General features: G+C 50.3%; 20 protein-coding genes. 18 read left to right on the forward strand and 2 right to left on the reverse strand.

Features of this window, described 5'->3' with window-relative positions; all coding sequences use genetic code 11:
- The first annotated feature begins 24 nt into the window (after nucleotides 1-24).
- The 9 genes from AAC007_RS01850 (at nucleotide 25) to AAC007_RS01890 (ending at nucleotide 14,810) form a co-directional block, all read left to right on the forward strand.
- Nucleotides 25-1,878, forward strand: coding sequence for a DUF294 nucleotidyltransferase-like domain-containing protein (locus AAC007_RS01850; protein WP_339674395.1), 1,854 nt, complete (start codon nucleotides 25-27; stop codon nucleotides 1,876-1,878).
- A gap of 22 nt (nucleotides 1,879-1,900) precedes the next feature.
- Complete coding sequence (locus AAC007_RS01855) at nucleotides 1,901-2,539, forward strand: exonuclease domain-containing protein (protein ID WP_295877754.1); 639 nt, start codon at nucleotides 1,901-1,903, stop codon at nucleotides 2,537-2,539.
- 200 nt (nucleotides 2,540-2,739) lie between these two features.
- Nucleotides 2,740-6,216, forward strand: a complete 3,477-nt coding sequence (locus AAC007_RS01860; RefSeq protein ID WP_339674397.1) for an indolepyruvate ferredoxin oxidoreductase family protein — start codon at nucleotides 2,740-2,742, stop codon at nucleotides 6,214-6,216.
- A gap of 31 nt (nucleotides 6,217-6,247) precedes the next feature.
- Entirely contained in the window at nucleotides 6,248-7,303 is a 1,056-nt protein-coding gene (locus AAC007_RS01865) for a Glu/Leu/Phe/Val dehydrogenase dimerization domain-containing protein (RefSeq protein WP_296436782.1), read from the forward strand.
- Nucleotides 7,304-8,087: 784 nt separating this feature from the next.
- The gene (locus AAC007_RS01870) at nucleotides 8,088-9,572 is read left to right on the forward strand and encodes a circularly permuted type 2 ATP-grasp protein (RefSeq protein WP_295877751.1); all 1,485 of its coding nucleotides are present in this window, start codon (nucleotides 8,088-8,090) and stop codon (nucleotides 9,570-9,572) included.
- A complete protein-coding gene (locus AAC007_RS01875; RefSeq protein ID WP_296436781.1) occupies nucleotides 9,572-10,504 on the forward strand; it encodes an alpha-E domain-containing protein in 933 nt (310 codons plus the stop codon). The genes AAC007_RS01870 and AAC007_RS01875 overlap by 1 nt, the downstream gene beginning before the upstream one ends.
- A gap of 248 nt (nucleotides 10,505-10,752) precedes the next feature.
- Nucleotides 10,753-13,278, forward strand: coding sequence for a circularly permuted type 2 ATP-grasp protein (locus tag AAC007_RS01880; RefSeq protein ID WP_296436780.1), 2,526 nt, complete (start codon nucleotides 10,753-10,755; stop codon nucleotides 13,276-13,278).
- Entirely contained in the window at nucleotides 13,275-14,222 is a 948-nt protein-coding gene (locus AAC007_RS01885) for a transglutaminase family protein (RefSeq protein ID WP_296436779.1), read from the forward strand. Before AAC007_RS01880 ends, AAC007_RS01885 begins: the two co-directional genes overlap by 4 nt.
- Nucleotides 14,223-14,465: 243 nt before the next feature.
- Nucleotides 14,466-14,810, forward strand: a complete 345-nt coding sequence (locus tag AAC007_RS01890; protein ID WP_295877747.1) for a PBPRA1643 family SWIM/SEC-C metal-binding motif protein — start codon at nucleotides 14,466-14,468, stop codon at nucleotides 14,808-14,810.
- A gap of 58 nt (nucleotides 14,811-14,868) precedes the next feature.
- On the opposite strand, the gene AAC007_RS01895 is transcribed toward AAC007_RS01890, so the two are convergent.
- The gene (locus tag AAC007_RS01895) at nucleotides 14,869-15,372 is read right to left on the reverse strand and encodes a DUF3703 domain-containing protein (RefSeq protein ID WP_339674399.1); all 504 of its coding nucleotides are present in this window, start codon (nucleotides 15,370-15,372) and stop codon (nucleotides 14,869-14,871) included.
- 74 nt (nucleotides 15,373-15,446) lie between these two features.
- Between AAC007_RS01895 and AAC007_RS01900 the strand changes: the two genes are divergently transcribed.
- The 8 genes from AAC007_RS01900 to AAC007_RS01935 all read left to right on the forward strand — a co-directional run bounded on the left by AAC007_RS01900 (nucleotide 15,447) and on the right by AAC007_RS01935 (nucleotide 23,021).
- Entirely contained in the window at nucleotides 15,447-16,307 is an 861-nt protein-coding gene (locus tag AAC007_RS01900) for an SDR family NAD(P)-dependent oxidoreductase (protein ID WP_339674400.1), read from the forward strand.
- Between the two features lie 167 nt (nucleotides 16,308-16,474).
- Nucleotides 16,475-17,308 (forward strand): alpha/beta hydrolase, encoded by an 834-nt coding sequence (locus AAC007_RS01905; RefSeq protein WP_296436776.1) that lies wholly within the window; start codon nucleotides 16,475-16,477, stop codon nucleotides 17,306-17,308.
- A 2-nt stretch (nucleotides 17,309-17,310) separates the two neighbouring features.
- Nucleotides 17,311-18,099, forward strand: a complete 789-nt coding sequence (locus AAC007_RS01910) for a fumarylacetoacetate hydrolase family protein (RefSeq protein ID WP_296436787.1) — start codon at nucleotides 17,311-17,313, stop codon at nucleotides 18,097-18,099.
- Between the two features lie 43 nt (nucleotides 18,100-18,142).
- Nucleotides 18,143-19,060 carry an acetaldehyde dehydrogenase (acetylating) gene (locus tag AAC007_RS01915; protein ID WP_339674401.1) on the forward strand — a complete coding sequence of 306 codons (918 nt, stop codon included), beginning with the start codon at nucleotides 18,143-18,145 and terminating at the stop codon, nucleotides 19,058-19,060.
- A 12-nt stretch (nucleotides 19,061-19,072) separates the two neighbouring features.
- A complete protein-coding gene (dmpG, locus tag AAC007_RS01920; protein WP_219044875.1) occupies nucleotides 19,073-20,101 on the forward strand; it encodes a 4-hydroxy-2-oxovalerate aldolase in 1,029 nt (342 codons plus the stop codon).
- 124 nt (nucleotides 20,102-20,225) lie between these two features.
- Complete coding sequence (locus tag AAC007_RS01925) at nucleotides 20,226-21,347, forward strand: helix-turn-helix transcriptional regulator (RefSeq protein WP_339674403.1); 1,122 nt, start codon at nucleotides 20,226-20,228, stop codon at nucleotides 21,345-21,347.
- Between the two features lie 39 nt (nucleotides 21,348-21,386).
- Nucleotides 21,387-22,142, forward strand: coding sequence for an SDR family oxidoreductase (locus AAC007_RS01930; RefSeq protein WP_255558558.1), 756 nt, complete (start codon nucleotides 21,387-21,389; stop codon nucleotides 22,140-22,142).
- Between the two features lie 159 nt (nucleotides 22,143-22,301).
- Nucleotides 22,302-23,021 (forward strand): YebC/PmpR family DNA-binding transcriptional regulator, encoded by a 720-nt coding sequence (locus AAC007_RS01935; RefSeq protein ID WP_295877743.1) that lies wholly within the window; start codon nucleotides 22,302-22,304, stop codon nucleotides 23,019-23,021.
- A gap of 67 nt (nucleotides 23,022-23,088) precedes the next feature.
- Here AAC007_RS01935 and AAC007_RS01940 read toward each other — a convergent pair whose 3' ends face one another.
- Nucleotides 23,089-23,313 (reverse strand): hypothetical protein, encoded by a 225-nt coding sequence (locus AAC007_RS01940; protein ID WP_339674405.1) that lies wholly within the window; start codon nucleotides 23,311-23,313, stop codon nucleotides 23,089-23,091.
- A gap of 233 nt (nucleotides 23,314-23,546) precedes the next feature.
- Between AAC007_RS01940 and AAC007_RS01945 the strand changes: the two genes are divergently transcribed.
- Nucleotides 23,547-24,341: a PhzF family phenazine biosynthesis protein gene (locus tag AAC007_RS01945; RefSeq protein ID WP_339674407.1), complete on the forward strand. Its 795-nt coding sequence runs from the start codon at nucleotides 23,547-23,549 to the stop codon at nucleotides 24,339-24,341.
- The last annotated feature ends 39 nt before the right edge of the window (nucleotides 24,342-24,380 follow it).

Here is a 24,380-nt window from a genome sequence, read left to right on the forward strand (position 1 = left end):
TGCCGTTATTTGGGGAAGGATGACGTGAATCAAAACCTGAGTCCTGAAACTGCCGTTATCGTTGAATTTCTCGCGCAATGTTTGCTATTTGATGAGCTGTCTCCTGAAGACTTAGAGAACTGTGCTCGCAATATTAAGGTGAGTTACTTCCCCCGTAAACATCGTTTTTTACCTAATAAAGACGGCGAAGGCTTGTATGTATTACGAAGCGGCGTGGTTGATATTTTTGATGACCGGGGCACGCTTTTACAGCGCGTTGAAGAGGGCGACGGCTTTCGCTTAAAGGAGTCGCGAGACGGCAGCGAAGACAGTGTTATCAGGGTGGTGGAAGACTGTCTTAGCTACCGCCTACCTGAGGAGTTCTATCAATATCTCTGCGGTCATCATCGTCAGTTTAACCGTTTTTTTGAAGTTCAGGCGAGTTTGCGTTTGCGCCGCGCCGAAGATCATCCCGACGCTGCAACCCTGTTAATGCAACCCGTTCGAGACTGGATGAGCACCGCGCTTTTACAGGTTGATCCGGAATCCAGTATCCAAGTTGTGGCGCAGCAAATGAGCGATAAGCGCGTGTCTTCGGCGCTGGTGGTAGAGTCTGGAAAATTAGTGGGCATTGTCACCGATCGAGATTTGCGTTCGCGGTGTGTGGCCCCCGGCCTGAGTGGTGCCTTGCCTATTCATCATGTGATGACGGCTGATCCCAATACGGTATCACCAGCGTTAAGTTTGTTTGACTGCGTGGTTATGATGACGCGTTATGGTATTCATCATCTACCTGTTGCCGAAGATGGCTGCGCGCTTGGTATTGTTACCGCCTCAGATATTTCTCTGGCCAGAGAAGAAGACCCAGTATTCTTTGTTCAGCGACTGTCACGACAATTTGATATTACTAGTTTAAGTCTGCAGCAAAAACGCCTGCCCAGATTGTTCCAGCATTGGGCAAATACGGGTATCCCCGCCAATCATATTAGCCACTTGAGTAATATGGTTAGTGAAACCGTAACGCGGCGCTTAATAGAGTTGGCAATACAGAAACTAGGACCTGCGCCGGCCGAATTTTGCTGGCTTAGTTTTGGCTCTCAAGCTCGGGGCGAGCAGTTGTTAGGGGGCGATCAAGATAACGGTTTGCTGATTGCCGACAATGCCAATGATGAAGATATGCAGTGGTTTAGTCAGCTTGCCGATTTTGTGTGCGACGGACTGGATGCCTGCGGCTATATATACTGCCCCGGTGACGTTATGGCTAAAACGGCTGAATGGCGGCAGACCTTGGCATCGTGGATGAAGATCGTGGATCGTTGGATGGAAAGTCCAACCCCCGATGCCGTGATGCGGGTGAGTATTTTCTTTGATCTACGAGCGATTTGGGGGCCTGATCAATTAGCCCGTAAGCTCCAAAAACATATGCTGAGTCACACCCAACGCAACAGTATATTTCTGGCAGCCTTGGCGCGAAATGTGTTGCAGACTTCGCCGCCCTTGGGAATATTACGACGCTTTGTTGTTGAGAGAAATGGCGAATATCGCGATCAACTTAATCTTAAAAAGCGTGGCGCGCTTCCCGTTATTGAACTGGTTAGATTGCGGGCGTTGGCTAACGGCATTGGCGCTGTTAGCACTGTGGATAGATTGCGCGAGCTCGGTGAGCGCAAAGTGATGGTGAGCAGTGACGTGGAAAGTTTGCAAGATGCGTTTGCTCTTATTTCCAGGCTAAGAATTGATTTACAGGCAAAGCAACTTGCGGCGGGAGAAGAGGTAAATAACTACTGCGATCCGCGAATGCTGTCAAAGTTGAGTAAGGTGAATCTTCGCGACGCGTTTAAAATTGTTCATGACGCCCAAGCGTCTATTCGTCTTAGTTATTTGCAGGGTCTGGATTAATGCGCGGCCCAGAGCTAAATAGATGTTAAGCCTGCGCCTGCGTCAATACTGGCATCGCCGACAGGCAGACGCCACGCTGCAGACATTGTGGCAGAGCAGCAATAAAGTTCGGCTAGGCCAGTATCACGAAAATCGCTATTTAGCGGTAGATTTGGAAACCACGGCATTGAATCCCGACGAGGGAGAGGTGGTGAGTATTGCCTGGGTTCCCCTTGAAAACGGCCAGATTGATATGGGCCAAGCCGCCCATTATTTATTAAGCACCAATGATAGCGTTGGTCACAGTGCGACCTTTCATCATATCCGTGACTGTGATTTGGGCGAGGCTCTATCCGTTAGTGAGGTGATGCCATTGTTTTTCGAAGCGCTAAAAGGGCGAGTGCTCATCTTTCATTGTGCTGCCATGGATATGGCGTTTTTGGATCAATGGTGTGTTCGTTTACATGGCGCGAGATTGCTAATGCCATTCGTTGATACTCTCACCGTGGAAAGAAAACGACTGGATTCTCGGCAGCCGATAATTCGCTCCGGCGAGCTGCGCTTAGGACAATGCCGGAAGCGTTATAATCTACCAGAATACCCCCCTCATAATGCCATGAGCGATGCGTTGGCAACGGCGGAGTTGTTTTTGGCCATGATGGCGTCAAAGCGCTCTGTATAGATTATCGCTGCATAAGAATAAGGTGATGATAATAGCTATATAATTCAATGTTCTGCATTAAATCATATGTTTTTGTCGTTATTTAGGTCTAAAAAATGCATTTTATCGCCGCTTTCGTGCATTAAAAAATAATAAATTCCGCGCGTAAAATATAAGCTTGTGTTTAAACGTTTGTTAGCCATTGTCGGAGAACAACAGCTATGCCTTTGTCAGAACATGCCCTTAAAATCTCATTGGATGATAAGTATAGCTTGGATCATACCCGTGCCTATATGACGGGTATTGAGGCGTTGGTGCGTCTGCCTATGCTCCAGCATCAGCGCGACGTAGAGCGTGGGTTAAATACTGCGGGTTTTATTTCAGGGTATCGGGGCTCCCCTTTGGGCGGTGTTGACCAGGCCATGTGGAAGGCCAAGAAATACCTAGATAAGCATAATATTCACTTTGTTCCGGGCGTGAATGAGGACTTGGCGGCCACCGCCGTGCGTGGTAGCCAAGAGGTTGGCTTATTCCCGAACGCCAAATACGACGGCGTATTTGGTATGTGGTATGGCAAGGGCCCGGGTGTGGACCGCAGCATGGACGTGATCAAGCACGCAAATGCCGTGGGTACGTCTAAATTTGGTGGTGTGTTGGCGGTGGCTGGCGACGACCACGCGGCTAAGTCTTCAACCTTACCGCACCAGTCCGAACATATGTTTATGGGGGCATCTATTCCCGTGCTGGCGCCGTCCAATGTGCAGGAAGTATTAGATTTGGGCATCTATGGCTGGGAGTTATCGCGCTATTCTGGCTGCTGGGTGGGCCTAAAAGCCATTACCGAAAACATGGATTCGGCGATCTCTGCTGAGATCGACGCCCGTCGTGTAAATATTGTACTGCCGGAAGACTTTATGATGCCGGAAGACGGTGTGCATGCACGCTGGCCAGATACCCCCTTGGCCCAGGAGCTGAGACTAAACAAGTACAAAATTTATGCTGCGCGCGCATTTGCCCGCGCCAATAATTTGAACCGAATTGTGATCGACAGCCCCAAGGCGCGCTTGGGTATTGCGACCAGTGGCAAGGCTTACCTCGATGTGTTGCAAGCCCTGGAAGACTTGGGAATAGACAAACAACATGCCGCCGCTATCGGCTTGCGGGTCTACAAAATTGGCATGCCCTGGCCTTTAGAGCCATTGACCACCCACGAATTTGCCTCGGGTTTAGAGGAGATTTTAGTGGTGGAAGAGAAGCGCTCCATCATTGAAGATCAAATTACCGGGCAGTTGTACAACTGGCCGGTGTCAGAGCGCCCCCGTGTTATTGGCGAGTTTGACGAGCAAGGTAAGGACTTGCTACCAAATTTAAGCGAGCTAACTCCCGCCATGGTGGCGCGTGCGATTGCGGCGCGTATTCGCCGTTTTTATAAAAGCGACGAGATAGAAAAGCGCCTTAGGTTTTACGATCAGAAAGAGCAATCCATTGCCAATAAGAATGGCATCATCAATCGCACACCGCATTTCTGTTCTGGTTGTCCACATAACTCCTCGACCGTGGTGCCTGAGGGCAGCGTCGCGCTGGGAGGAATCGGTTGCCATTATATGAGTACGTGGATGCCCACACGTCCAGCGACGACTTTTACCCAAATGGGTGGCGAAGGCGTGACGTGGGTAGGCCAGGCCGCGTTTACCGAAAACAAACACGTATTCCAAAATTTGGGCGATGGTACGTATTTCCATTCCGGTAGTTTAGCTATTCGACAGTCCGTTGCCGCCGGCGTCAATATCACTTACAAAATTCTGTACAACGACGCTGTTGCCATGACGGGCGGCCAGCCTCTAGATGGCTCATTAACGGTAGAACAACTTATTCTGCAATTGCGTGGCGAAGGTATTAAGCGCATTGCTTTGGTGTCAGATCATCCTGAGAATTACAGTTGGCCGCAAAAGGATGGCTTCACCATTAGTCATCGCGATGATTTGCTGACCATTGAAAACGAACTGAAGGATGTCGCTGGCACATCGGTACTTATATTCGAACAAACCTGTGCGGCTGAAAAGCGTCGCCGTCGTAAAAAGGGCACGATGGTTGATCCCAATCGCCGTATTTTTATCAATGACGCGGTCTGCGAAGGTTGTGGCGACTGCGGTAAAAAATCTAATTGCCTGTCGGTGCTGCCAAAGGAAACTGAGTTTGGTCGCAAACGTCAAATCGACCAAAGTGCTTGCAATAAAGACTATTCCTGTGTGAATGGTTTTTGCCCAAGTTTTGTATCGGTGATCGGTGGGTCGCCGCGGAAAAATACCGCGGTCGCGGCTGACGGTTTTGCCCTCATTCCAATGCCGATTTTACCGGCCATAACGCATCCTTGGAACTTGGTGGTTACCGGGGTTGGTGGCACCGGTGTACTGACCATTACTGCGGTATTGGCCATGGCTGCGCATATTGAAGGGAAGGGATGCGCGACGATGAACCAAACAGGACTTGCGCAAAAATTTGGCCCTGTGGTGAGCTATTTGCGCGTGGCCAATAGTCAGGATGATATTAATGCGGTGCGGATACCGGCGGGCGATGCCGACTTGCTTTTGGGTTGTGATTTGGTGGTATCGGCATCCGACGAAGCGATCGCTAAGGTAAATCTAGAGCGAACCGTCGCTGTGGTAAATGATACCGAAATGACGACAGCGGAGTTTATTTATAATCGCGATGCGGTATTCCCGACCGAGTCTATGAAGCGGCTCATTGTGGAAGAAGTCGGTGAAGGCAAAGTGAGCTTTGTCGACGCCACTGAGTTAGCTGGCCATTTGCTGGGTGACACCGTGGCGAGCAATTTCTTTATGCTGGGTTATGCCTTCCAGCTGGGTTATGTGCCGGTCAGTTTCGATGCCATCGATCGTGCCATTGAGTTGAATGGCGTGGCGACTGAGTTTAATAAGCAGGCGTTTTTGTGGGGCCGTCGCGCGGCGCACGATATCGATGCGGTGCGACAAGCCGCTGGCGTTCCCGTAGAACATTGGTCACCGCTGAATGACGTTGACGATATTATTCAATATCGCTATGACCATTTAGTGAAGTACCAAGATAAAAATTACGCGGATAAGTATTTAGATATTTTGACTTCTGTTAAGTCAAAAGACGAAGAGATTAACGGCAGCGCAGGGCAGCTTTCGCTGGTGATTGCTAAGTCATTGCATAAATTGATGGCCTATAAAGATGAGTACGAAGTGGCGCGCCTGTACACCGACGGCGAATTCTTGAAAAAACTCAACGACGCATTTGAAGGTGACTACAAGCTGCAATTCCATATGGCGCCGCCCTTGCTCGCAAAAACAGGTGCTGATGGCCATCCGGTGAAACGGGTATTTTCAAGCGGCATGTTTACGGTGTTTAAAGTACTAGCAAAACTCAAAGGCTTGCGCGGTACACGGTGGGATGTGTTTTCTTACACCGCCGAGCGCAAAGCTGAGCGGGCTTTGTTGGCCGAGTTTGTTCAGCAAATAGATAGTGTTTTAGCTAGGCTCGACAAAACTAACCTTGAGCTTGCCATCGAATTGTTTGGCTTAGTAGACGACGTGCGCGGCTTTGGCCATGTAAAAGAAGCGGCTATTAGTCAATACGATTTGCGTCGAGATCAACTTCTTAAGCGCTTGCGTGGCGATGTAGTGCAATTGGTAGATCTTCACAATGCAGCTTGATCAGGCTAAGTGCCGAAAAAAGGAGTAAGTCATGTCAGTGTTTAACTCGTCACATTACGATGATCATGAGCTGGTGTCGTTCTGCCAAGATGCCCGGAGTGGTCTGCGTGCAATTGTGGCGGTGCATAACTCGAACTTGGGCCCCGCCTTAGGTGGTTGCCGAATGTTTCCCTACGCGAATGATGATCATGCACTTGATGATGTGCTGCGCTTGTCGAAAGGGATGACGTATAAATCGGCTCTGGCAGGATTGCCATTAGGTGGCGGTAAGGCCGTTATTATCGGCGATCCGGCGAGCTTAAAATCTCGTGATTTACTATTGGCGATGGGACAGTTTGTTAACGATCTCGGAGGGCGCTATATCACCGCTGAAGATTCGGGCACGACGGTAACTGATTTGAAAATCATCGCAGAGCGCACATCGTACGTGAGCGGGGTAGTGGAGGGTGGCCGCTTTGGTGGGGATCCATCGCCCTATACCGCACAAGGTGTGTTCTTGGGTATAAAGGCAGCCTTGGCTTTTAAACACGGTAGCGATGATCTTTCGGGCGTGCGAGTAGCCGTGCAGGGCGCAGGGGCCGTTGGGCGCCATTTAATTGAGCTGCTCATCGCTGAGGGTGCAATCGTCTTCGCAGCAGACGTGAATGTTAAGCACTGCCAACTCGCGCAGCAGTCCGGTGCGGTGGTTATACCCTGTGATCACATCATGGGCTTTGATACAGATGTTTTGGCGCCGTGCGCGATGGGGGCATCTCTTAACGCCGACAGCGTTGAAATAATCCGAGCAGGTATTGTTGCAGGTGCGGCAAATAATCAGCTGGCTAGCAACGCGCAAGGCGAGCGCCTGCTGCGCAGAGGTATTTTATACGCCCCAGATTTTGTGATTAATGCTGGCGGCATTATTGATGTGTATTACCAGCGTGCCGAGGGAGGTTCTACTAAAACCGCAGCGCATTTAAGTAATATATCTAGTTCCTTATTAGAAATATTTACACAATCCGCGGCAAGTGGCTTATCGACAGTAGCTATTGCCGAGCAATTGGCAGAGGACATTTTTTTAAATGGCCTGCGGGTAAAGGCCGCATGACAGCAATTGAAATCGATTGACTGATAAGTTGTCGCAGGACATTACCTTGGATGCCGTACCACCATGTTGCCAGTGTGTGTACAGCCTTAACGATTATAGCAATTTAGTTAGTATGAATTGAGATAGCTTGGCGTCGGTCGATATGAGTTCGACGCCACAAATACCCCAAACTTTATCCTGCTTAGTTTGCAACAGGCGCTGTAAATAATTGTCCTGATGGGCGGTGAAATTTGCCGGCGCCATTTTGCACTATTCGATTTTTCAGCTGTGTTGGCCCATTCGGGAATTCAACGGTACATCAAGTATCTGTGCATGAGCTAAGATAGCGAGTTTAAAAGAAAGCTGTGTCATTATAGGGACACTGCTTGTTGACAGGTTTCTATTCTATATTTTCCTGCGTAATGGTCTTTATCAGTAGCGCACGTAAACGCAAGTTCTTGGGTTTCCATAAGCGTGCTATTCCCCCATTTCATTGCTGCTGTGTAGACTGGCTGATGGAGGCGGCGCTAAAAAATTACATCGCTGCTGTTGAGGATAAAAGCTGCGTGTGCTTAATTGGCCAATGAGTCAATTAGTCGGTAAAAATAAGGCAAGCCGATATCAATTTTTGTGCAAGTTGGCCTAGCTATTGCTGATGATAATGATGCAGATTGGCTGTATTCGGTGCATAACAGAGAATATCTTTTGATTATGCGCTAACACAACGCGAGACTCTGACCGCGTTTGCGCTATTTTGGTGCACTGCGTTTTAGACGAAGATAATTTCCAAATAGGTGTTTTATAGATGACGAAAGGTGCAGACAAGGAATCTGGTGGTATCGATTGGAGTCAGTATCAAGGCGGTGATTTTTTCGATGAGATGATAACGCCCAAAGGCGGCGCTCGCCGTGCTAGTCAGCGCGTTGTTAAACACTTGGGGCAGCTCAGCCGAGAGGAACTTGAAAGCCGTCGAGTCGCGGCGGAGAGCACTGTTCGCGATATGGGGGTCAGTTTCACCGTTTATTCAGATGGTGAAAATATCGATCGTACGTGGCCATTTGATCTTATTCCGCGGGTGATTAGTGCTAAGGAATGGGAGCAAACGGCAAACGGTTTAAAGCAGAGAGTGCGCGCACTCAATCTGTTTATCAACGACGTCTATCACGAGCAAAAGATATTTAAAGACGGTGTGGTGCCGGAGTATCTGATTAAAGACTCAAAAAACTTCCGTCCTGAGTGTGTTGGCATTACACCGCCGAAAGGGGTGTGGGCGCATATTTGCGGTTGCGATTTGGTAAGGGATGCAGACGGTAAATTTTATGTTTTGGAAGATAATTTGCGCGTCCCCTCCGGCGTCGCCTATATGCTGGAAAATCGCGAGATAAGTAAACGCGTGTTGCCAGAGTTATTTGAAACTAACAATATTCTGCCTGTTGATGATTACCCTGCAAAATTATTTAACATGCTGGCGTCGGTGTCGCCGCGAAAAGTTAGGCAACCTGAAATCGTTATCCTCACTCCCGGTATTTATAACTCTGCCTATTTTGAGCATGCGTATTTGGCGCAACAGTTGGGCGTTGAATTGGTGGAGGGCAGCGACCTATTTGTAGACAAAGATGACTGCGTCTATATGAAGACTATTTCAGGCTTGGAAAGAGTTGATGTTGTCTATCGCCGAATTGACGATTTGTTCCTGGATCCAGAAGCGTTTCATCCCGATTCCATTTTAGGTGTGCCGGGTATTATGCGGGCATGGCAGGCGGGCAATGTAGCCTTGGTCAATGCGCCGGGTGCCGGTGTTGCTGACGATAAAGTGGTTTACGCCTACGTACCCAAGATGATCGAATACTATCTTGGTGAAAAGGCGATTTTACCGAATGTTGAAACCTACCTCTGCGACGATCCAGAGCAGCTTAAATACGTGGTGGAAAATATTGAAAAGCTGGTGGTAAAGCCGGCCAATGAATCCGGTGGCTACGGCATGATGGTTGGGCCGCACGCCACGAAGAAAGATCACGAAGAATTCCGCAAGCTAGTTCAGGAAAACCCCCGTAACTACATTGCACAGCCCACATTAATGCTGTCGACGGCGCCGGTTATTACCGGCCCAGGCGAAGCTGAACCGCGTCATTTAGACTTGCGGCCCTTTGTATTGCAGGGCACGGACTTGGCGGTGACAACGGGGGGCTTGACGAGGGTGGCATTGAAAAAAGGCTCGCTGGTCGTCAACTCGTCACAGGGTGGTGGTAGTAAAGACACCTGGATAGTAGCGGAAGGAGGCGCAAAATAATGATGTTATCGCGAGTTGCAGAGCGAGTGTATTGGTTTGCGCGTTACCTTGAGCGCGTGGAAAGTATGGCTCGATTAATACAGGTCTATACCGGCTTACTATTCGATTTGCCCAGAGACACGGGTATAAGCTGGCATAATTTGGTTATCGCTAGTGGCAGTCACGGCGAATATAACCGGCGTTTTTCGGTGCAGGATGAAAAGCGGGTGGTGAAATTTTTGCTGGAAGATCTCAGCAATCCCAGCTCCTTGGCGTCGTCACTGCGGATGGTGCGTGAGAATATTCGAACAACTCGAGATATCGTGCCTCAGGAAAGCTGGGAGTTGGTCAACGAGTTTCAAATATTTGTATCTGAGAATATCGCCCAGGGCTTAAACCGCCGCTATCGGCATGAGTTTCTTGAAGAGATTATTAAGACCTGTCAGCAAATTAATGGCCTTATCGCCGACACTATGCGCCGTGATGCCGCTTGGCATTTCTTAAATATGGGGCGCAGTTTGGAGCGCGCTGATATGACTATCCGTATTTTGGAAGCGGGTGCCAGCATGTCTAGCGACTTTATTGAAAATGACACCAATCATGTCTTGGACGCGGTGTGGGGCAGTGTATTGGGCACCTTGAACGCGACGATGCCGTTTCGCCGCACAATGAAGGTGGCGATAAAAGGCGATGATGCTGCGCGTTTCTTGCTGGAAGACACGCTGTTTCCCCGCGCGGTTACCTGCGGCTTATTAAGGATGCAGGACTCAGCCAAACAGTTGCCGTCCAGCGAAAAGGTGATGTCCTGTTTAAATGACTTCGTGAAAACAGTGACCAGTGGCAGCGATTACACTGATGTATCGGTGGGTTTTCCAGCCTACCTAACTGAGTTGGAAAAAAACTCAATCGTCATTCACAAGGCGATTCAAGATACGTGGTTCCAGCCGACATAGCGTGCTAGGGCCTGTTTGTGTGCGCAGGCTCTAAATAGGTACTTCTCGTAGCAGGATGGGTTTGCCCAGATAAGGTACTTACGGTAGTCTTCTCCATCGTGATTTGCTGTTGGTGGCGGTCGCGATTCCGGCACCAACATGGTGCGAAATTGCTGTATGCGATTAGGGATTTGCGAGTGTAGCCGTGGTGATGTTCCTTTTACCTTGGGTATGACTTTTACTCAACGCACGTTTTTGGCACCACATCCATGCTAACTGAACGCTTTGTATATAAACCGCAACATGACCAATACGATGAGGTCATCGGGACTGATGGCAATGTCCGCGAGCATTGGCATTATCCTATGCGGGTACTTAATGCCATGGGTATGGATGCCCTTCTTGAGCGGCAGCGCACTGCAAAGCGCATACTCCGTGACGACGGTGCCAGCTACAGTCCTGGCGACCAGTTAAACGTCAGTCATACATGGAGTCTCGATTTACTGCCCATGATTCTGTCGAGTCAGGAGTGGGAATCTATCGAAAATGCGCTTCGCGAGCGCTCCGAATTACTTAACCTTATTCTCAGTGATCTTTACGGTGAGAGAACACTCATCCATAACAAGGTCATCCCCCCGGCGGCGATCTTTAGCCATCCAGGTTTTCTTCGCGCCTGCGACGGGATTCGGCTACCTGGCGAACACCAGTTAATATTCCACGCTGCCGATTTAGTCCGTTCCGCAAGTGGTGAATGGCTCGTCATTGGCGACCGTACTCAAGCTCCCTCGGGAACGGGCTACGCCCTGGAGAATCGCACCGTATTGCGACGGGTGATGCCGAGTTTATTCCGCGATGCCCACGTGCATCGGCTTTCTAACTTCTTTTTACAGTGGCGTCGCAAATTAGCCGAACTTAGTCCAACAAAGGATGCGCCCTTGGTGGTGTATCTGACTCAAGGGGCGTTTAAAGAGAACTCCTTTGAAGATGCTTACCTCGCTAACTACCTTGGTTATCCTCTGGTGCAGGGGCGAGATTTAACCGTTCGCAAGGGCGCGTTGTGGTTAAAATCTTTGGATGGGCTTCGTAAAGTAGATGTGGTTTTACGCCGCATCGACGATAGCGTGGCAGACCCCGTGGTATCGCGGCAGAGCTTTGGTCAGGGTGTGCCCGGTTTAACCGAAGTGGCCCGCGCCGGCGGCGTTATCATCGCCAACCCCTTGGGTAGTGGCATTTTAGAAAGTCCCGTTCTCGCTAAATATATGCCCGCCATTGCTCGGCATTTTCTCGGTCGCGATCTGCGCTTGAGTTCGGTGCCAACGTGGTGGTGTGGTGATGCTGCTGACTTAGAGTATGTAAAGGCGCACTTTGATGACTTATTAATTCGTCACACCTGTCGTATGCCCGGCAGGCACAGTGTGTTTGTGGCTGATCTCAACCCCCAAGAGCGAGCTACCTTACTCGCCAAAGTGTTGGCAAAGCCCATTGATTACGTCGCCCAAACTGCCGTGCGTCCTTCCCAGACACCGGCTTTGGACGGCAAAGTCTTCAGTAGTCGGCCGCTGGTAATGCGCGGATTTACCGTGGCGAGTGGCAGCTCTTACAGTGTGATGCCTGGCGGGCTTACCCATATTGGTACCCACACTGACACTCAGCATATTGTTAGCCAGTATAGTGGCGGCAGTAAAGACACGTGGATTTTGGCCTCCGAGCCGGAAATTGAAGACAGTGTCTTTGAGCCAGAGAAGTTGGCGCGGCAAAAAATGGACCGCAACTTCAGTCTGCCGAGCCGGGTAATTGATAATTTATTTTGGTTTGGTCGCTACGCCGAAAGGGCGGAATCGGGTTTGCGTTTAGTGCGAACAGCGTTTGAAGAACTGAATAGTATCGAGCCGTTATCACCGGATAACCGCCGCGTTCTGCTGTGCTCGGTTACCAAGGTTACCGGCACCTTTCCCGGTTTTACCGCTAAAGATGCAGACTTTGAAACCCCGGAGCATGAGTTACTCGACATTGTGTCTAACCGCTCTCGGCCGGGCAGTATTGCCCATTGTCTCGAGGCGATTCTGCACTCCGCCGACGGTGTGAAAGAATTGCTGTCCAATGACATGTTGCGCTTAGTTAACGATATTCGCGATGGCATGGAGTACTTGAACAAGAATCTTGAGAGCAGCTTACAGGCCGCGCCAGAGGAGTTGCTCGACCCGCTCATCACCAGTTTGTTAGCGCTGTGTGGTCTCAGCCAGGAAAGTATGGTGCGCGGTCGCGCGTGGCGCTTTATGGAAATGGGGCGTCGCTTGGAGCGAGCTCAAAAAACCGTAGAACTGCTGAGTCACGTATTGGTCACCGATAAAAGTGATGGCCAAGGTGTGCCCTTGTTAAAGCCGGTGCTGGCGAGTTTGGAGTCGCGGATTGTCTACAAGCGCTACTACCGCAGCGGTTATCGTTTGGATAAAGGCATGGAGCTATTATTATTCGATCGTCAAAACCCACGTTCAGTGATGTTTCAACTCGAGAGTCTACGCAACCACTTGGAAGACGTTGAAGGTCCAAACAAAGGCGTACAGCTAAGCGATGATATGCGTTGTATTTTGCGTGCGACGAATAATTTATTGCTTACGCCCGTGGATGAGCTGGCTGAGCGCGATGAGAAGACCGGAGAGCATTTGAATCTGGGCAAATTACTAAATCAATTAGATAAAGATCTTAAAGCTGCATCGCAAGCGCTGGCAGATCGTTATTTTGATCATGCAATGGGGCCGCAGCCTGTTGAAATGAGTGGCCGAGGTGTGTCATGAAATATCGGGTAAGGCATTCGACTCGCTACGAATACGCAGATCAAGTGAATCAGGGTTATAACGTCGCCTACCTCATTCCGCGAGAGTGCAATGGCCAGCGGGTTAACTACAGCGATATTCGTATTATTCCGGCACCGACCAGCAGAATTAAGCGGGTCGATTATTTTGGTAATGTGGTGTGTCATTTTACCGTGGAAAGACCGCATAAATCCTTGGAAGTGATAGTCGACAGCGAAGTTGAAATTGCGCCCTCTGAACCGCGGTTGCTCAGCGGTGGTATAACCTGCGCTGAAGTACTTGCCGCCTTAAGTGCCGGTTCTGGCAAAGAAGATATGTCGGCCACAGAGTTTTGTTTTGACTCGCCCATGATTTCTATCGCGCCTCCGCTGGCTGATTTCGGCCGTGATCTTTTTAGTCCGAATCGTCCGTTTCTTGAAGCCGTAAGTGCCTTGAATTCGCGAATTTTCAAAGACTTTAAATATGATCCGGGGTTTTCCACTGTTGCTACGCCGCTCGATGAGGTATTAAAAAATCGTCGCGGCGTGTGTCAAGATTTCGCCCATTTGGCGATTGGTGTGTTGCGCAGCCTGGGTTTTTCAGCGCGCTATGTCAGTGGTTACCTTGAAACCTTGCCACCGCCGGGGCAGGTGAAAATGCAGGGAGCAGACGCATCACACGCGTGGTTCGCGGTCTATATTCCAGGTGATGAGTGGCAGGACTTTGACCCAACGAACGATGTGATGCCGGCGGATCAGCATATCACTACCGCTTGGGGTAGGGACTATTCCGATGTGACGCCCTTAAAAGGCGTCGTGTTTGGCGGTGGTGGAAAGCAAATTTTGTCGGTGGCGGTCGATGTGGCGAGAGTGGAGCTTGGCAATGGTATTGGCTTTTCTACGCCGCAAATGACACCGACTCAATCTCAAAATCAATCGCAAACCTAGTAGCCTTGTTGTTTTGTTATTGCCCTTGGCGATGCGTTTTTAGCGATGCCTCCCATTTCCTTCGTCGATGTTTGCACAGCGACCACGCTCACACCTCATTTCTATTGGCTTATTGCTAACGAGCAATACTCAAAAATTGCCACAGGTTTATAGCGACAAACTGCGGATATCGACGTATTGTGCCGTCGCTGTCGCTTGTAGTTTTAGCTGAGCCAGTTTTGAATCACTCTAAGGGTTGTTAACGTGTCCAAGTTTTTCTTTAAAGGTCGTAAAGATGCGCGTCAAAGCCATATTAATCATGGCTACCAGAGCAAGGCTATGGTTAAGGCAGGTAGTAAAAAGCAACCTTTGACGCTGCGAGTGACCAGTGAAGAGCGCCAGCAGGAAGTGGCGGCGATGCTTGCCGAGGCCAATTTGCATGGAGAGATTGCTCTTGATGCGAGTGACGGGGCGGTGGAAGATATTGCCGAATTGACGGTGCTCTTAAAGACGCCGGGGACACAAGTGCTTGCTAAACCGCCGGCGCGAAACGAGCCCTGTCATTGTGGTAGCGGCAAAAAATACAAAAAATGCTGTGCAGTTGCGTAAGTCTAGAAGTCCTTCTGTGAAACGAAATGGCTAAACTTTGCTTAGCCATTTTAAATTATTAAAGCCGTTTGGCTTTTGCAATTATTGCGCTGTGTTCTGCTGATAATGACCGCGTAGCAAAAGGGCTTATATTGCTGCCCCCGGTATTTCCACTTGGCACTAATCCCAAGGCAGTTTTGCTGGCGGCGCCAATAATCCTGAATAATTGTCCCCATACTTCACCTAGTTTGCCCTGACGTAGGCCCCACGCAAGCATTAAGCAGTGCACTTTGGTGTGTTGATAGGTGGATTCCTGGCCAAGTACATGGGCATTTTCGAGATGCTCAAACTCTTTTGCATATTGTTTTGCGCGTCTAGCATCAGCGGCTAGGGATAACTCCCTGTCTACATAGGGCCGAATGTTTCTACTAAATGCCAACATGATCAGGCCTCCATCCAGTCTGGGTGTCTTTGTGTAACGATATTTCAAAATCGCGTTATTGGCAATTTCAAGTTGGGTATTGATTTCATCTCGTCTATCCGTGGGAGGGTTATTCGCCTTCAAGCCTATTAGTATTGTCATATTAAGGTGTCAGCGTGGGTTCTGCGCTGGGGCAGTGATATATGCCGAGAATAAACATAAATAAGGGAGAGCCCATGTTTCTGGGAAAAGAGTGTATTGCACTGGTGACGGGCGCAAGCCGCGGTGCCGGTAAGGGAATTGCGTTGGCACTCGGCGATGCCGGTGCGACGGTGTACGTCACCGGCCGCAGTCAAGCGGAGGGCGACTCGGTATTGCCGGGGACGATATACGCCACTGCAGAGGAAATAAACCGGCGCGGCGGAATCGGCATCGCCGTGGTGTGTGATCACGGCGATGATGATCAAGTTGCGGCCTTATTTGCGCAAATCGCGCGGGATCACGATGGCCTTGATATCTTGGTCAACAATGCACTGAACGTCCCCGATGGCTTAACCCTGCCCGGTCCATTTTGGGAGAAGCCTCTCGCCTTGCAGGATATTTTAAATGTCGGCTTAAGGTCTAGCTATGTCGCCTCGTATCACGCAGCGCCCCTACTCATTAAGCGGGGCGGCTTGCTGGTGAATACCTCTTCCCCAGGTGGTCGTAGCTATATGCATGGTCCCGCCTACGGTGCGGGTAAGGCGGGGGTCGATAAAATGGCCCGCGACATGGCGGTAGACTTTGAACCGCACCAAGTTGCTGTGGTTTCGCTGTGGATGGGTTTGCTGAATACTGAGCGCACACAGGCGGTCATTGAGTCCGATCCAGAATTGTATGCGCATCTTGCGGCGATGGTTGAGTCGCCAGAGTTTACCGGGCGTGTCATTGCCGCACTGGCTGCCGACAACAAGCGTATGACCCGCAGTGGCAAGGTTTGGTATGCGGCCGAGCTTGGCGCCGAATACGGCGTTGCCGATGTCGATGGGCGTCTTCCGGCCTCACCTCGGCAAATGTTTGGTGAGGAAACGAAATTTAGTGATGTTGTGGTTCAATAGTACTCGGCTGTAGGCCCTAGTCTGCATTGCTGTCATCCATTTGGGGTATTAGGGGTATTGGCCCAAACCGGTACCATTGCGGCTCTTATAAAGAGTGGCTAGGCGGTCTGTGATCAGCGCTTATACTCGCGAAATGTAAAGAAATTGGTCTTTGGAGAACGATAAAAATGGCAGTGATAGTCGCGGGATTGCCTGAGGCAAACTATGCAGAACTGCCGAATGGGCAGCGACTGCATTATTTAGATAATGGCAGCGGGCCAGTAGTGGTATTTCTTCACGGCAGTGGCAGCGGTGCCAGTGGACACAGCAATTTCAAATACAATTATCCGTATTTAGTTGAGCAGGGTTACCGGGTGATCGTACCTGATTTAATAGGTTACGGTTACTCTGACAAGCCGGACAATGTGCAGTACCACCTCGATTTTTTTGTTGAGTGTATAAAGCAACTGTTAGATCACATAGGCGTGTCGTCCTGCGCCTTAATCGGCAACTCGCTGGGCGGCGCAATAGCTATTAAGTTCACCCTGGATAATCCATCGCAGGTAGATAAGTTAGTGTTGATGGCGCCGGGTGGCATTGAAGAGCAGGCTGACTATTTTCACATGCCTGGCATGCAGGTTATGAAGGAAGTTTTCACTTCTGGCCCCATGGCGCCTGAGCGCTTGGAAGATTTTATTCGTCGAGGTTTGGTGTATGACGACAGCGTGGTCGATGAGCAATTAATCAACGAGCGCTGGGGTATTTTTCAGCAGCAAAATAGTCAGGTTATCACCTCAATGGTGGTGCCTAATATGACGGAACGCCTAAGTGAGATTCGCTGTCCGGTTTTAGCATTTTGGGGCGTGAATGAAAAAATGATGCCGGAAACCGGTATCCAAAAACTCGCGAAAGGCTGTCCGAACATTCGTTTAACACTGGTTTCCCAGTGTGGCCATTGGGTTATGGTTGAGCACCGCAATATGTTTAACCGCAGTACCGACGATTTCTTGAGAAACGGCTAATGATGGAAAAAGAACTAATTACCCAGTGTGGCGACGATTTGTACCACGCCATGCGTGATTTTAAACCACTGCAGCCCTTGACCGAGCGGCTGTCTGATATCACCTTGGATGACGCGTATTATATTTCGCTGCAGATGCTTAAGCGCCGACTTGAAGATGACGGCGAAGTCATTGTCGGCAAGAAAATTGGTGTTACCAGTAAAGTCGTACAGGATATGTTGGGTGTACATCAGCCGGACTTTGGATTTTTAACTGATGCCATGGCCTATCCAAATGGCGCTGACATTTCGGTTGCCGGTAATTTAATTCAACCCCGCGCAGAAGCGGAAATCGGCTTTAAATTAAAGGCGGATCTACAGGGGCCGGGTGTTACCGAGGCCGATGTCTTGGCCGCTACCGAATGTATTATGCCGTGTTTCGAGATTGTTGATTCGCGTATCAAAGATTGGAATATTCGTATTCAAGATACGGTTGCGGATAATGCATCCTGCGGTGTGTATGTGCTCGGGGATGCGAGTGCTGATCCTAGCGATCACGATTTACCAAACTTGAAAATTACGGTTTGGAAGAATGGCAGCTTATTAAGCGAAGGTTTGGGCAGCGCCGTACAAGGTAACCCGCTTACTGCGGTGGCGTGGTTGGCGAATACCCTTGGGCGTTTTGGTATACCTTTTAAAGCTGGTGAAGTGATTTTATCGGGTTCGCTGGTGCCGCTGGAACCGGTTGTTGCCGGTGACAAAATGGAAATGGAATTACACGGTATTGGCCGCGCGTCAGTGCAATTTGTATAAAGTGGGCTGGCCCACGCAACGCTAAATGAGAGAGTGCAGCAGCATGGCGGAAAAAATTAAGGCAGCAATTATTGGTCCCGGCAATATCGGCACTGATTTGCTTATGAAAGCATTGCGTTCGGAGCTGATCGAGCCGGTGTGGATGGTGGGTGTAGATCCTGATTCACCGGGTCTATCTCGTGCCAAAGAGATGGGTTTAAAGGTCACTGCAGACGGTGTTGATGGCATGTTGGCGACCATGAAGGCCGATGGTGTGCAGATTTGCTTTGACGCGACGTCCGCCTATGTACACGCCGAAAATTCGCGCAAAGTGAACGAGCAGGGCGCTTTAATGATTGATTTAACGCCTGCTGCGATTGGCCCCTACTGCGTGCCGCCGGTAAATCTGAAGGATGCCCTTGCCGCAGGCAGCACCAATGTCAATATGGTGACCTGTGGTGGCCAAGCCACCATTCCAATGGTGGCGGCGGTGTCGCGAGTGCAATCGGTTAGCTACGGCGAGATCGTCGCAACGGTTAGCTCAAAATCGGTGGGTCCGGGTACGCGCAAGAATATTGATGAATTTACGCGAACCACAGCGGGTGCTGTGGAGAAAGTCGGGGGCGCACGCAAGGGTAAGGCAATTATTGTCATTAACCCAGCAGAGCCGCCACTGATTATGCGGGATACCATTCACTGCCTTACCGACGAAACACCTGATCAGGATGCGATTCGTAAATCAGTCGATGACATGGTAGCGGAAGTACAAAAATATGTGCCGGGTTACCGCCTTAAAAATGGTCCAGTATTTGATGGCAATCGCGTGTCGATGTTTATGGAAGTCGAAGGGCTGGGAGACTTTTTGCCCAAGTACGCAGGTAATCTAGACATTATGACTGCCGCAGGGCTTCGCACCGCAGAAATGTTTGCAGAAGAAATACTGGCTGGGCGCTTTACACTTCCAACAATAGCGTCAGTCTAAGGGGAATTGAACATGGATTTACGCGGTAAAAAAGTGGTTTTACACGATATGTGTTTGCGCGATGGTATGCACGCCAAACAACATCAGATTTCTTTAGAGCAGATGATGTCTATCGCTAAAGGCTTGGATGAGGCGGGCATGCCGCTAATCGAAGTGACTCACGGTGATGGCCTCGGTGGATCGTCGGTCAATTATGGATTTCCAGCTCACAGCGATGAGGAATACCTGAAGGCCGTTGTTGGTGTGGTTAAAAATGCGAAGATTTCCGCGCTGCTGTTACCTGGTATCGGTACGGTCGATCATCTAAAAATGGCGGCGGATTTAGGCGTGACGACGATTCGGGTTGCCACCCATTGCACCGAAGCCGATGTCTCTGAGCAGCATATTGGTATGGCGGCGCAAATGGGACTGGATACCGTCGGCTTTCTCATGATGACCCACATGATTGAGGCTGAGCAGATTGTCGAGCAGGCCAAGCTCATGGAGTCCTACGGCGCGAATTGCATCTATTGTACTGATTCGGCGGGCTATTTACTGCCAGACCAAGTTAAGGAGCGCATTGCCTTATTGCGGCGCGAACTGAAACCAGAAACCGAGTTGGGTTTCCACGCTCATCACAATCTCAGTCTTGGTGTAATGAATTCCTTGGTTGCCGTTGAGGCCGGTGCTAATCGTATCGATGGCTCAGTGGCTGGGCTAGGCGCAGGCGCTGGCAATACGCCGCTGGAGGTATTGGTTGCCGTAATGGATCGCATGGAGGTCAATCACGGCATCGATCTGTATAAGATTATGGATGTGGCTGAAGACCTGGTCACGCCCATTATGGATAACCCGATTCGCATCGACCGCGATTCCTTAACCTTGGGATACGCCGGTGTGTACTCCTCGTTTCTGTTGTTCGCCAAGCGCGCGGCTGCAAAATACGGTGTGTCGTCGCGGGATATTCTGGTTGAGTTAGGGCGTCGGCGCACGGTTGGCGGTCAGGAAGATATGATTGAAGATCTTGCCCTAGACATGGCAAAGGCGCGCGGCCTTATTTAGCTAGGCAATTTGAGCTAGTCCACCTAGCGACATCTTCAAGGGCCTTCGGTCGAAGGCCTTTTCTCTGTGCTTTTCTCAGTTATACTGGCGGCCCAATAAATTATAAGGTCTGATTGCCGCCGATATGCTTATTGATCCCGCCTTTGACGAATTAATTGCGACTATTTACCAAGGCCCTTTGGAAGAAGAGCCATGGCAGGGTTTTCTGTCTGTATTGTGCAAAATGATGAAGGCTGTGTCGGTGACGCTGGTGCTAAATCAGCCTTCAGAGAAAGGTCGCGGTGTATTGCGGGTGGTGGGTGGCAATCTTGAGTCCCTAGCGCGCTATCAAGAGCGGCTATTCGCGATGGACCCATTTCAGTCACTGCGTCCCGGCGAAGTAAAAAGCCTGATGGAGTTGGTGCCCAGCGAAGGCTGGCTGGAGAGTGAGCTCTACAAATCTTGCATGAAACCAGCGGGACTTTATGATTCACTGGGGGTGGATATCGTGGTGCCCGGTGAAATGAATGCCGGTCTGCGGGTTGCTCGCGGCGAGCAATCTGCAAGCTTCGATCAGGCCGATCGCGACTTGATTTACTCATTGCTTCCCCACTTGGAACGCGCTCTTAGATTTCATGTCAGATTGAACAAAGTCGAGTCTGAACGCGCTTTATATGCGGGCGCGGTTGAAAGTTTGTCATTGGCGACTATTATTCTGGATGAGGATGGTCGTGTGCTCAGCTGTAATCGCATGGCTGAACATTTGATTACCCGTGAGCCCGATGTTCGGGTTGAAGATGGGCATTTACTACTGGGTGACCAAGCCACTACCAAGAAATTACAGCGCCTAATCAATAGAATATTGGAACATCGTGCTGGCGACGAACCGACGGTTGTCGAGGCGATGAGAGTGCCGCGTGACGGTGATTTTTCGGACTTGGGTGTTATCGCTAGGCCCGTGCCAGTCACCGAGTGGTCTGAAGGCAAGTCGGTGCCGACAGTGGCAATATTTATTAGTGACCCGGAGTACGGTGCTGAGGCGCCAGTTGCGGTTATTATTCAATTGTTTGGTTTTACACCGACCGAGGCTCAGCTATCCCTGTTGCTGGCCGATGGTTTAAGCCTCGATGAGGCGTCTGCGGCACTCGGTATGAGCCGCAATACCGCACGCACGCACTTGCGGTCGATTTTTTCAAAAACCGGCGTTAGCAGGCAGACTCTGTTAGTGCGGTTAATTCTGAAAAGCGTGGCACAGCTGGCTGACTAAATCTGGCTGGCCACATTCGTCCTTAGGGGAGTGTGCGTGATGGCTATTCTGCAGAACAAAATAGCGGTGGTAACAGGTGGCGGCCAAGGCGTTGGCGCCGGTATTGCCTTTGCCTTAGCTGCTGAAGGCGCCACTGTGGCGGTGTTGGGGCGAACCTTAGCAACGCTTGAAGCGACCTGTGCAGAAATACATAGGCGTGGGGGCGAAGCGCAGGCCTTTGTATGCGATGTTACCGAAGCTGAAGATATCGATGCGGCGGTCCTGGAGATTGTTGATGAATTTGGCGGCATCGACATTCTTGTGAACAATGCCCAAATCGTCCCCCTCGGCAATCTCCTGGAAATAAGTGAAGACGAATACCTCGATGGGATGGATTCCGGCCCGCTGGCGACCCTGCGTTTTATGAGAGCCTGTTACCCCTTCTTACGAGGCGATGGCAGTATCGTCAATTTGGCTAGCTCAGCCGCAATGCGTTCAGACTCGTCGGGTTTTGGTGCCTACGCAGCTGCCAAGGAGGCCACGCGCGCCCTTAGTAGGGCTGCCGCCTGCGAGTGGGGCGAAGATAATGTCCGAGTAAATTGCATCATGCCGCTAGCGATGTCGCCGGCGATGAATCGCTGGGTAGAAGGTGGTGGTGACGATGTTGAAGACTTCTTGTGCACTGTCCCCTTGGGTCGGGTTGGCGACTGCGAAGAAGATGTTGGCAGAGTTGTGGTGTTTCTGTGCGGACCGGATGCGGCCTATATCACAGGCCACACGTTGCCCATCGACGGTGGTCAGGCATTTTTGCGCTGACGAGCCCGCTAGCGCTTATAAAAATGCGATTTTGCCGCCGTTTTAGGGTGGTTCTGCTCAGTGCAGCTAAGTTATTGGCGGGAATGTCACGAAAAGTTTCCCTATCTGAATACCTGACTGTAAAATCCGGGTCTTTGTTATTTTCAGCGGAGCAGAGCAATGGGCAGAGCCTACCAAAACCGCAAAGATTCCATGGCCAAAACCTCAGATGCCAAGGCCAAGGTTTACAGTAAATACGGACGTGAAATTTATGTGTGCGCCAAGGCGGGTGGTTTCGACCCGGCTGGTAATTTGGCACTGCGGGGGATGATTGAGCGCGCCAAGAAAGATCAGGTGCCGACCCACGTAATTGAAAAAGCCATCGAAAAAGCCAAAGGCGGAGGCGGTGAAGATTTCTCACTCGCCCGCTACGAAGGCTACGGTCCTGGTAATTGCATGGTTATTATTGAGTGTTTAACTGATAACCCAAATCGTACCTTTGGCGATGTGCGCTTATGCTTCACCAAAACCAAAAGTAAAATAGGCACCCAAGGAAGCGTCAGCCACATGTTCGATCACTCTGCGATCTTTGTCTTTGATGGCGAAGATGAAGAGGCGGCCCTGGAAGCGCTGATGGAAGCCGATGTCGATGTCAGTGATATTGAGAAAGAGGGCGGTAAAATTTCTGTCTTCGCGCCAAACACTGATTACTTCAAAGCCAAGCAGGCATTGATCGAAATGGGCGTGGCAGATTTCGACGTGGATGAGATTCAGTTCCTTGCGCAAAACACCTCGCCGGTTGAGGGTGATGACGTGGCCATGTTTGAAAAATTCATGGACATGCTCAATGACTTAGATGATGTGCAAAACGTCTACCACAATGCCGAATTGCCGGCTTAACTTAGCTGAGAGATAGAGAGTGGGCCAGTGCGCCAAGGCGTCTGATGCCGTTATCGATCTCCTCGTTTCACGGTGGGGCGCATGAAACGCGAAAGCAGTTTTTGTACTTGTCGCAGGCGCTAAATAAGGGGCCGGCGGCAATACTGATATTTTCAGCGAGCGCCTGCTCCGCTAGTTTTATAGCGTCAATGCCCTCGGGTAATTCAAGCCATAAAGTGAATCCACCTTGGGGTTGAGTGATCCGGGTGCCCGCCGGCATATACTTTGCCAAATGTTCTCTAATTCTGCTCATTGAACTCGCTGCTGCAGCGCGTATGCGGTGTAAGTGGCGATCGTACTCTCCTCTGGAAGCAGCTGTTCGGCAGCGAGTTGCGGTGGCCGAGTTGGCGTTTCTGTTTGCGTTACTGCGGTGTATATTGATTCTGCACTCTGGCGACACACTAGTTTTGGCGCATGAGAACGGCTGGTGGTGGAATATTCACTAGTCGCTGCGTATTAGAAATGGCTTTTTAGGGAATAGAAAGAATGAAATATATTGTGGTAGACGCATTCACGGAGCGTAAATTTGCCGGTAACTCGGCGGCGGTGTGTTTAGTCGAAGGCCACTTGTCCGATGCTTTGATGCAGCAGGTCGCAGCGGAATTTAATTTGTCAGAGACGGCTTATTTAGCACTTCAGAGTGATGGGTGTTGGTCATTGCGCTGGTTTACTCCAATGATTGAAGTGAATTTATGCGGTCACGCTACTTTGGGGGCAGCGCATGTACTATGGACAGAGTTTGGTGTGAACGACGAAGTTTTGCGTTTTGCTACCCGCAGTGGCGAGCTTAGGGTTTCGCGCACTGGAGCAGTAATTAGTATGCGTTTTCCGATCACCGTCACAGTAAACAGCGACACCACAGACTGGGCGCAAACCATAGTTAAACCGGCGTTGGTATCTGGTGCTGCTATTGCCGGTGAGGATTACCTCATAGAGTTGAATGATGCGATGGCTGTACAAAACTTTACGCCAGATTTGCCGGCCATCGCGGCCTTAAATAGCCGAGGTTTAATTGTTAGCGCTAAGGGGGCGCAAGGCTCAGGGTTGGATTTCGTCTCACGTTTTTTTGCTCCCAATGCCGGTATTGATGAAGATCCTGTGACCGGCTCAGCCCACTGCGCACTGGCACATTATTGGGCTCAGAAGCTTGCTAAGACAGATTTTGTGGCCAAGCAAGTTTCCCGCAGAGGCGGCGTGCTTGGCGTTGCCATTGACGGAGATATCGTTGTTTTGTCTGGCAAAGCGATAAGCACCATGAGGGGTGAGTTGCGACTGGGCTAAATGTGCTGTTTGAGTTCTTGGTCCCGGAGTGGGGGACCA

It is taken from the genome of uncultured Zhongshania sp. (genome assembly GCF_963975605.1).
Taxonomy (GTDB): domain Bacteria; phylum Pseudomonadota; class Gammaproteobacteria; order Pseudomonadales; family Spongiibacteraceae; genus Spongiibacter; species Spongiibacter aquimaris.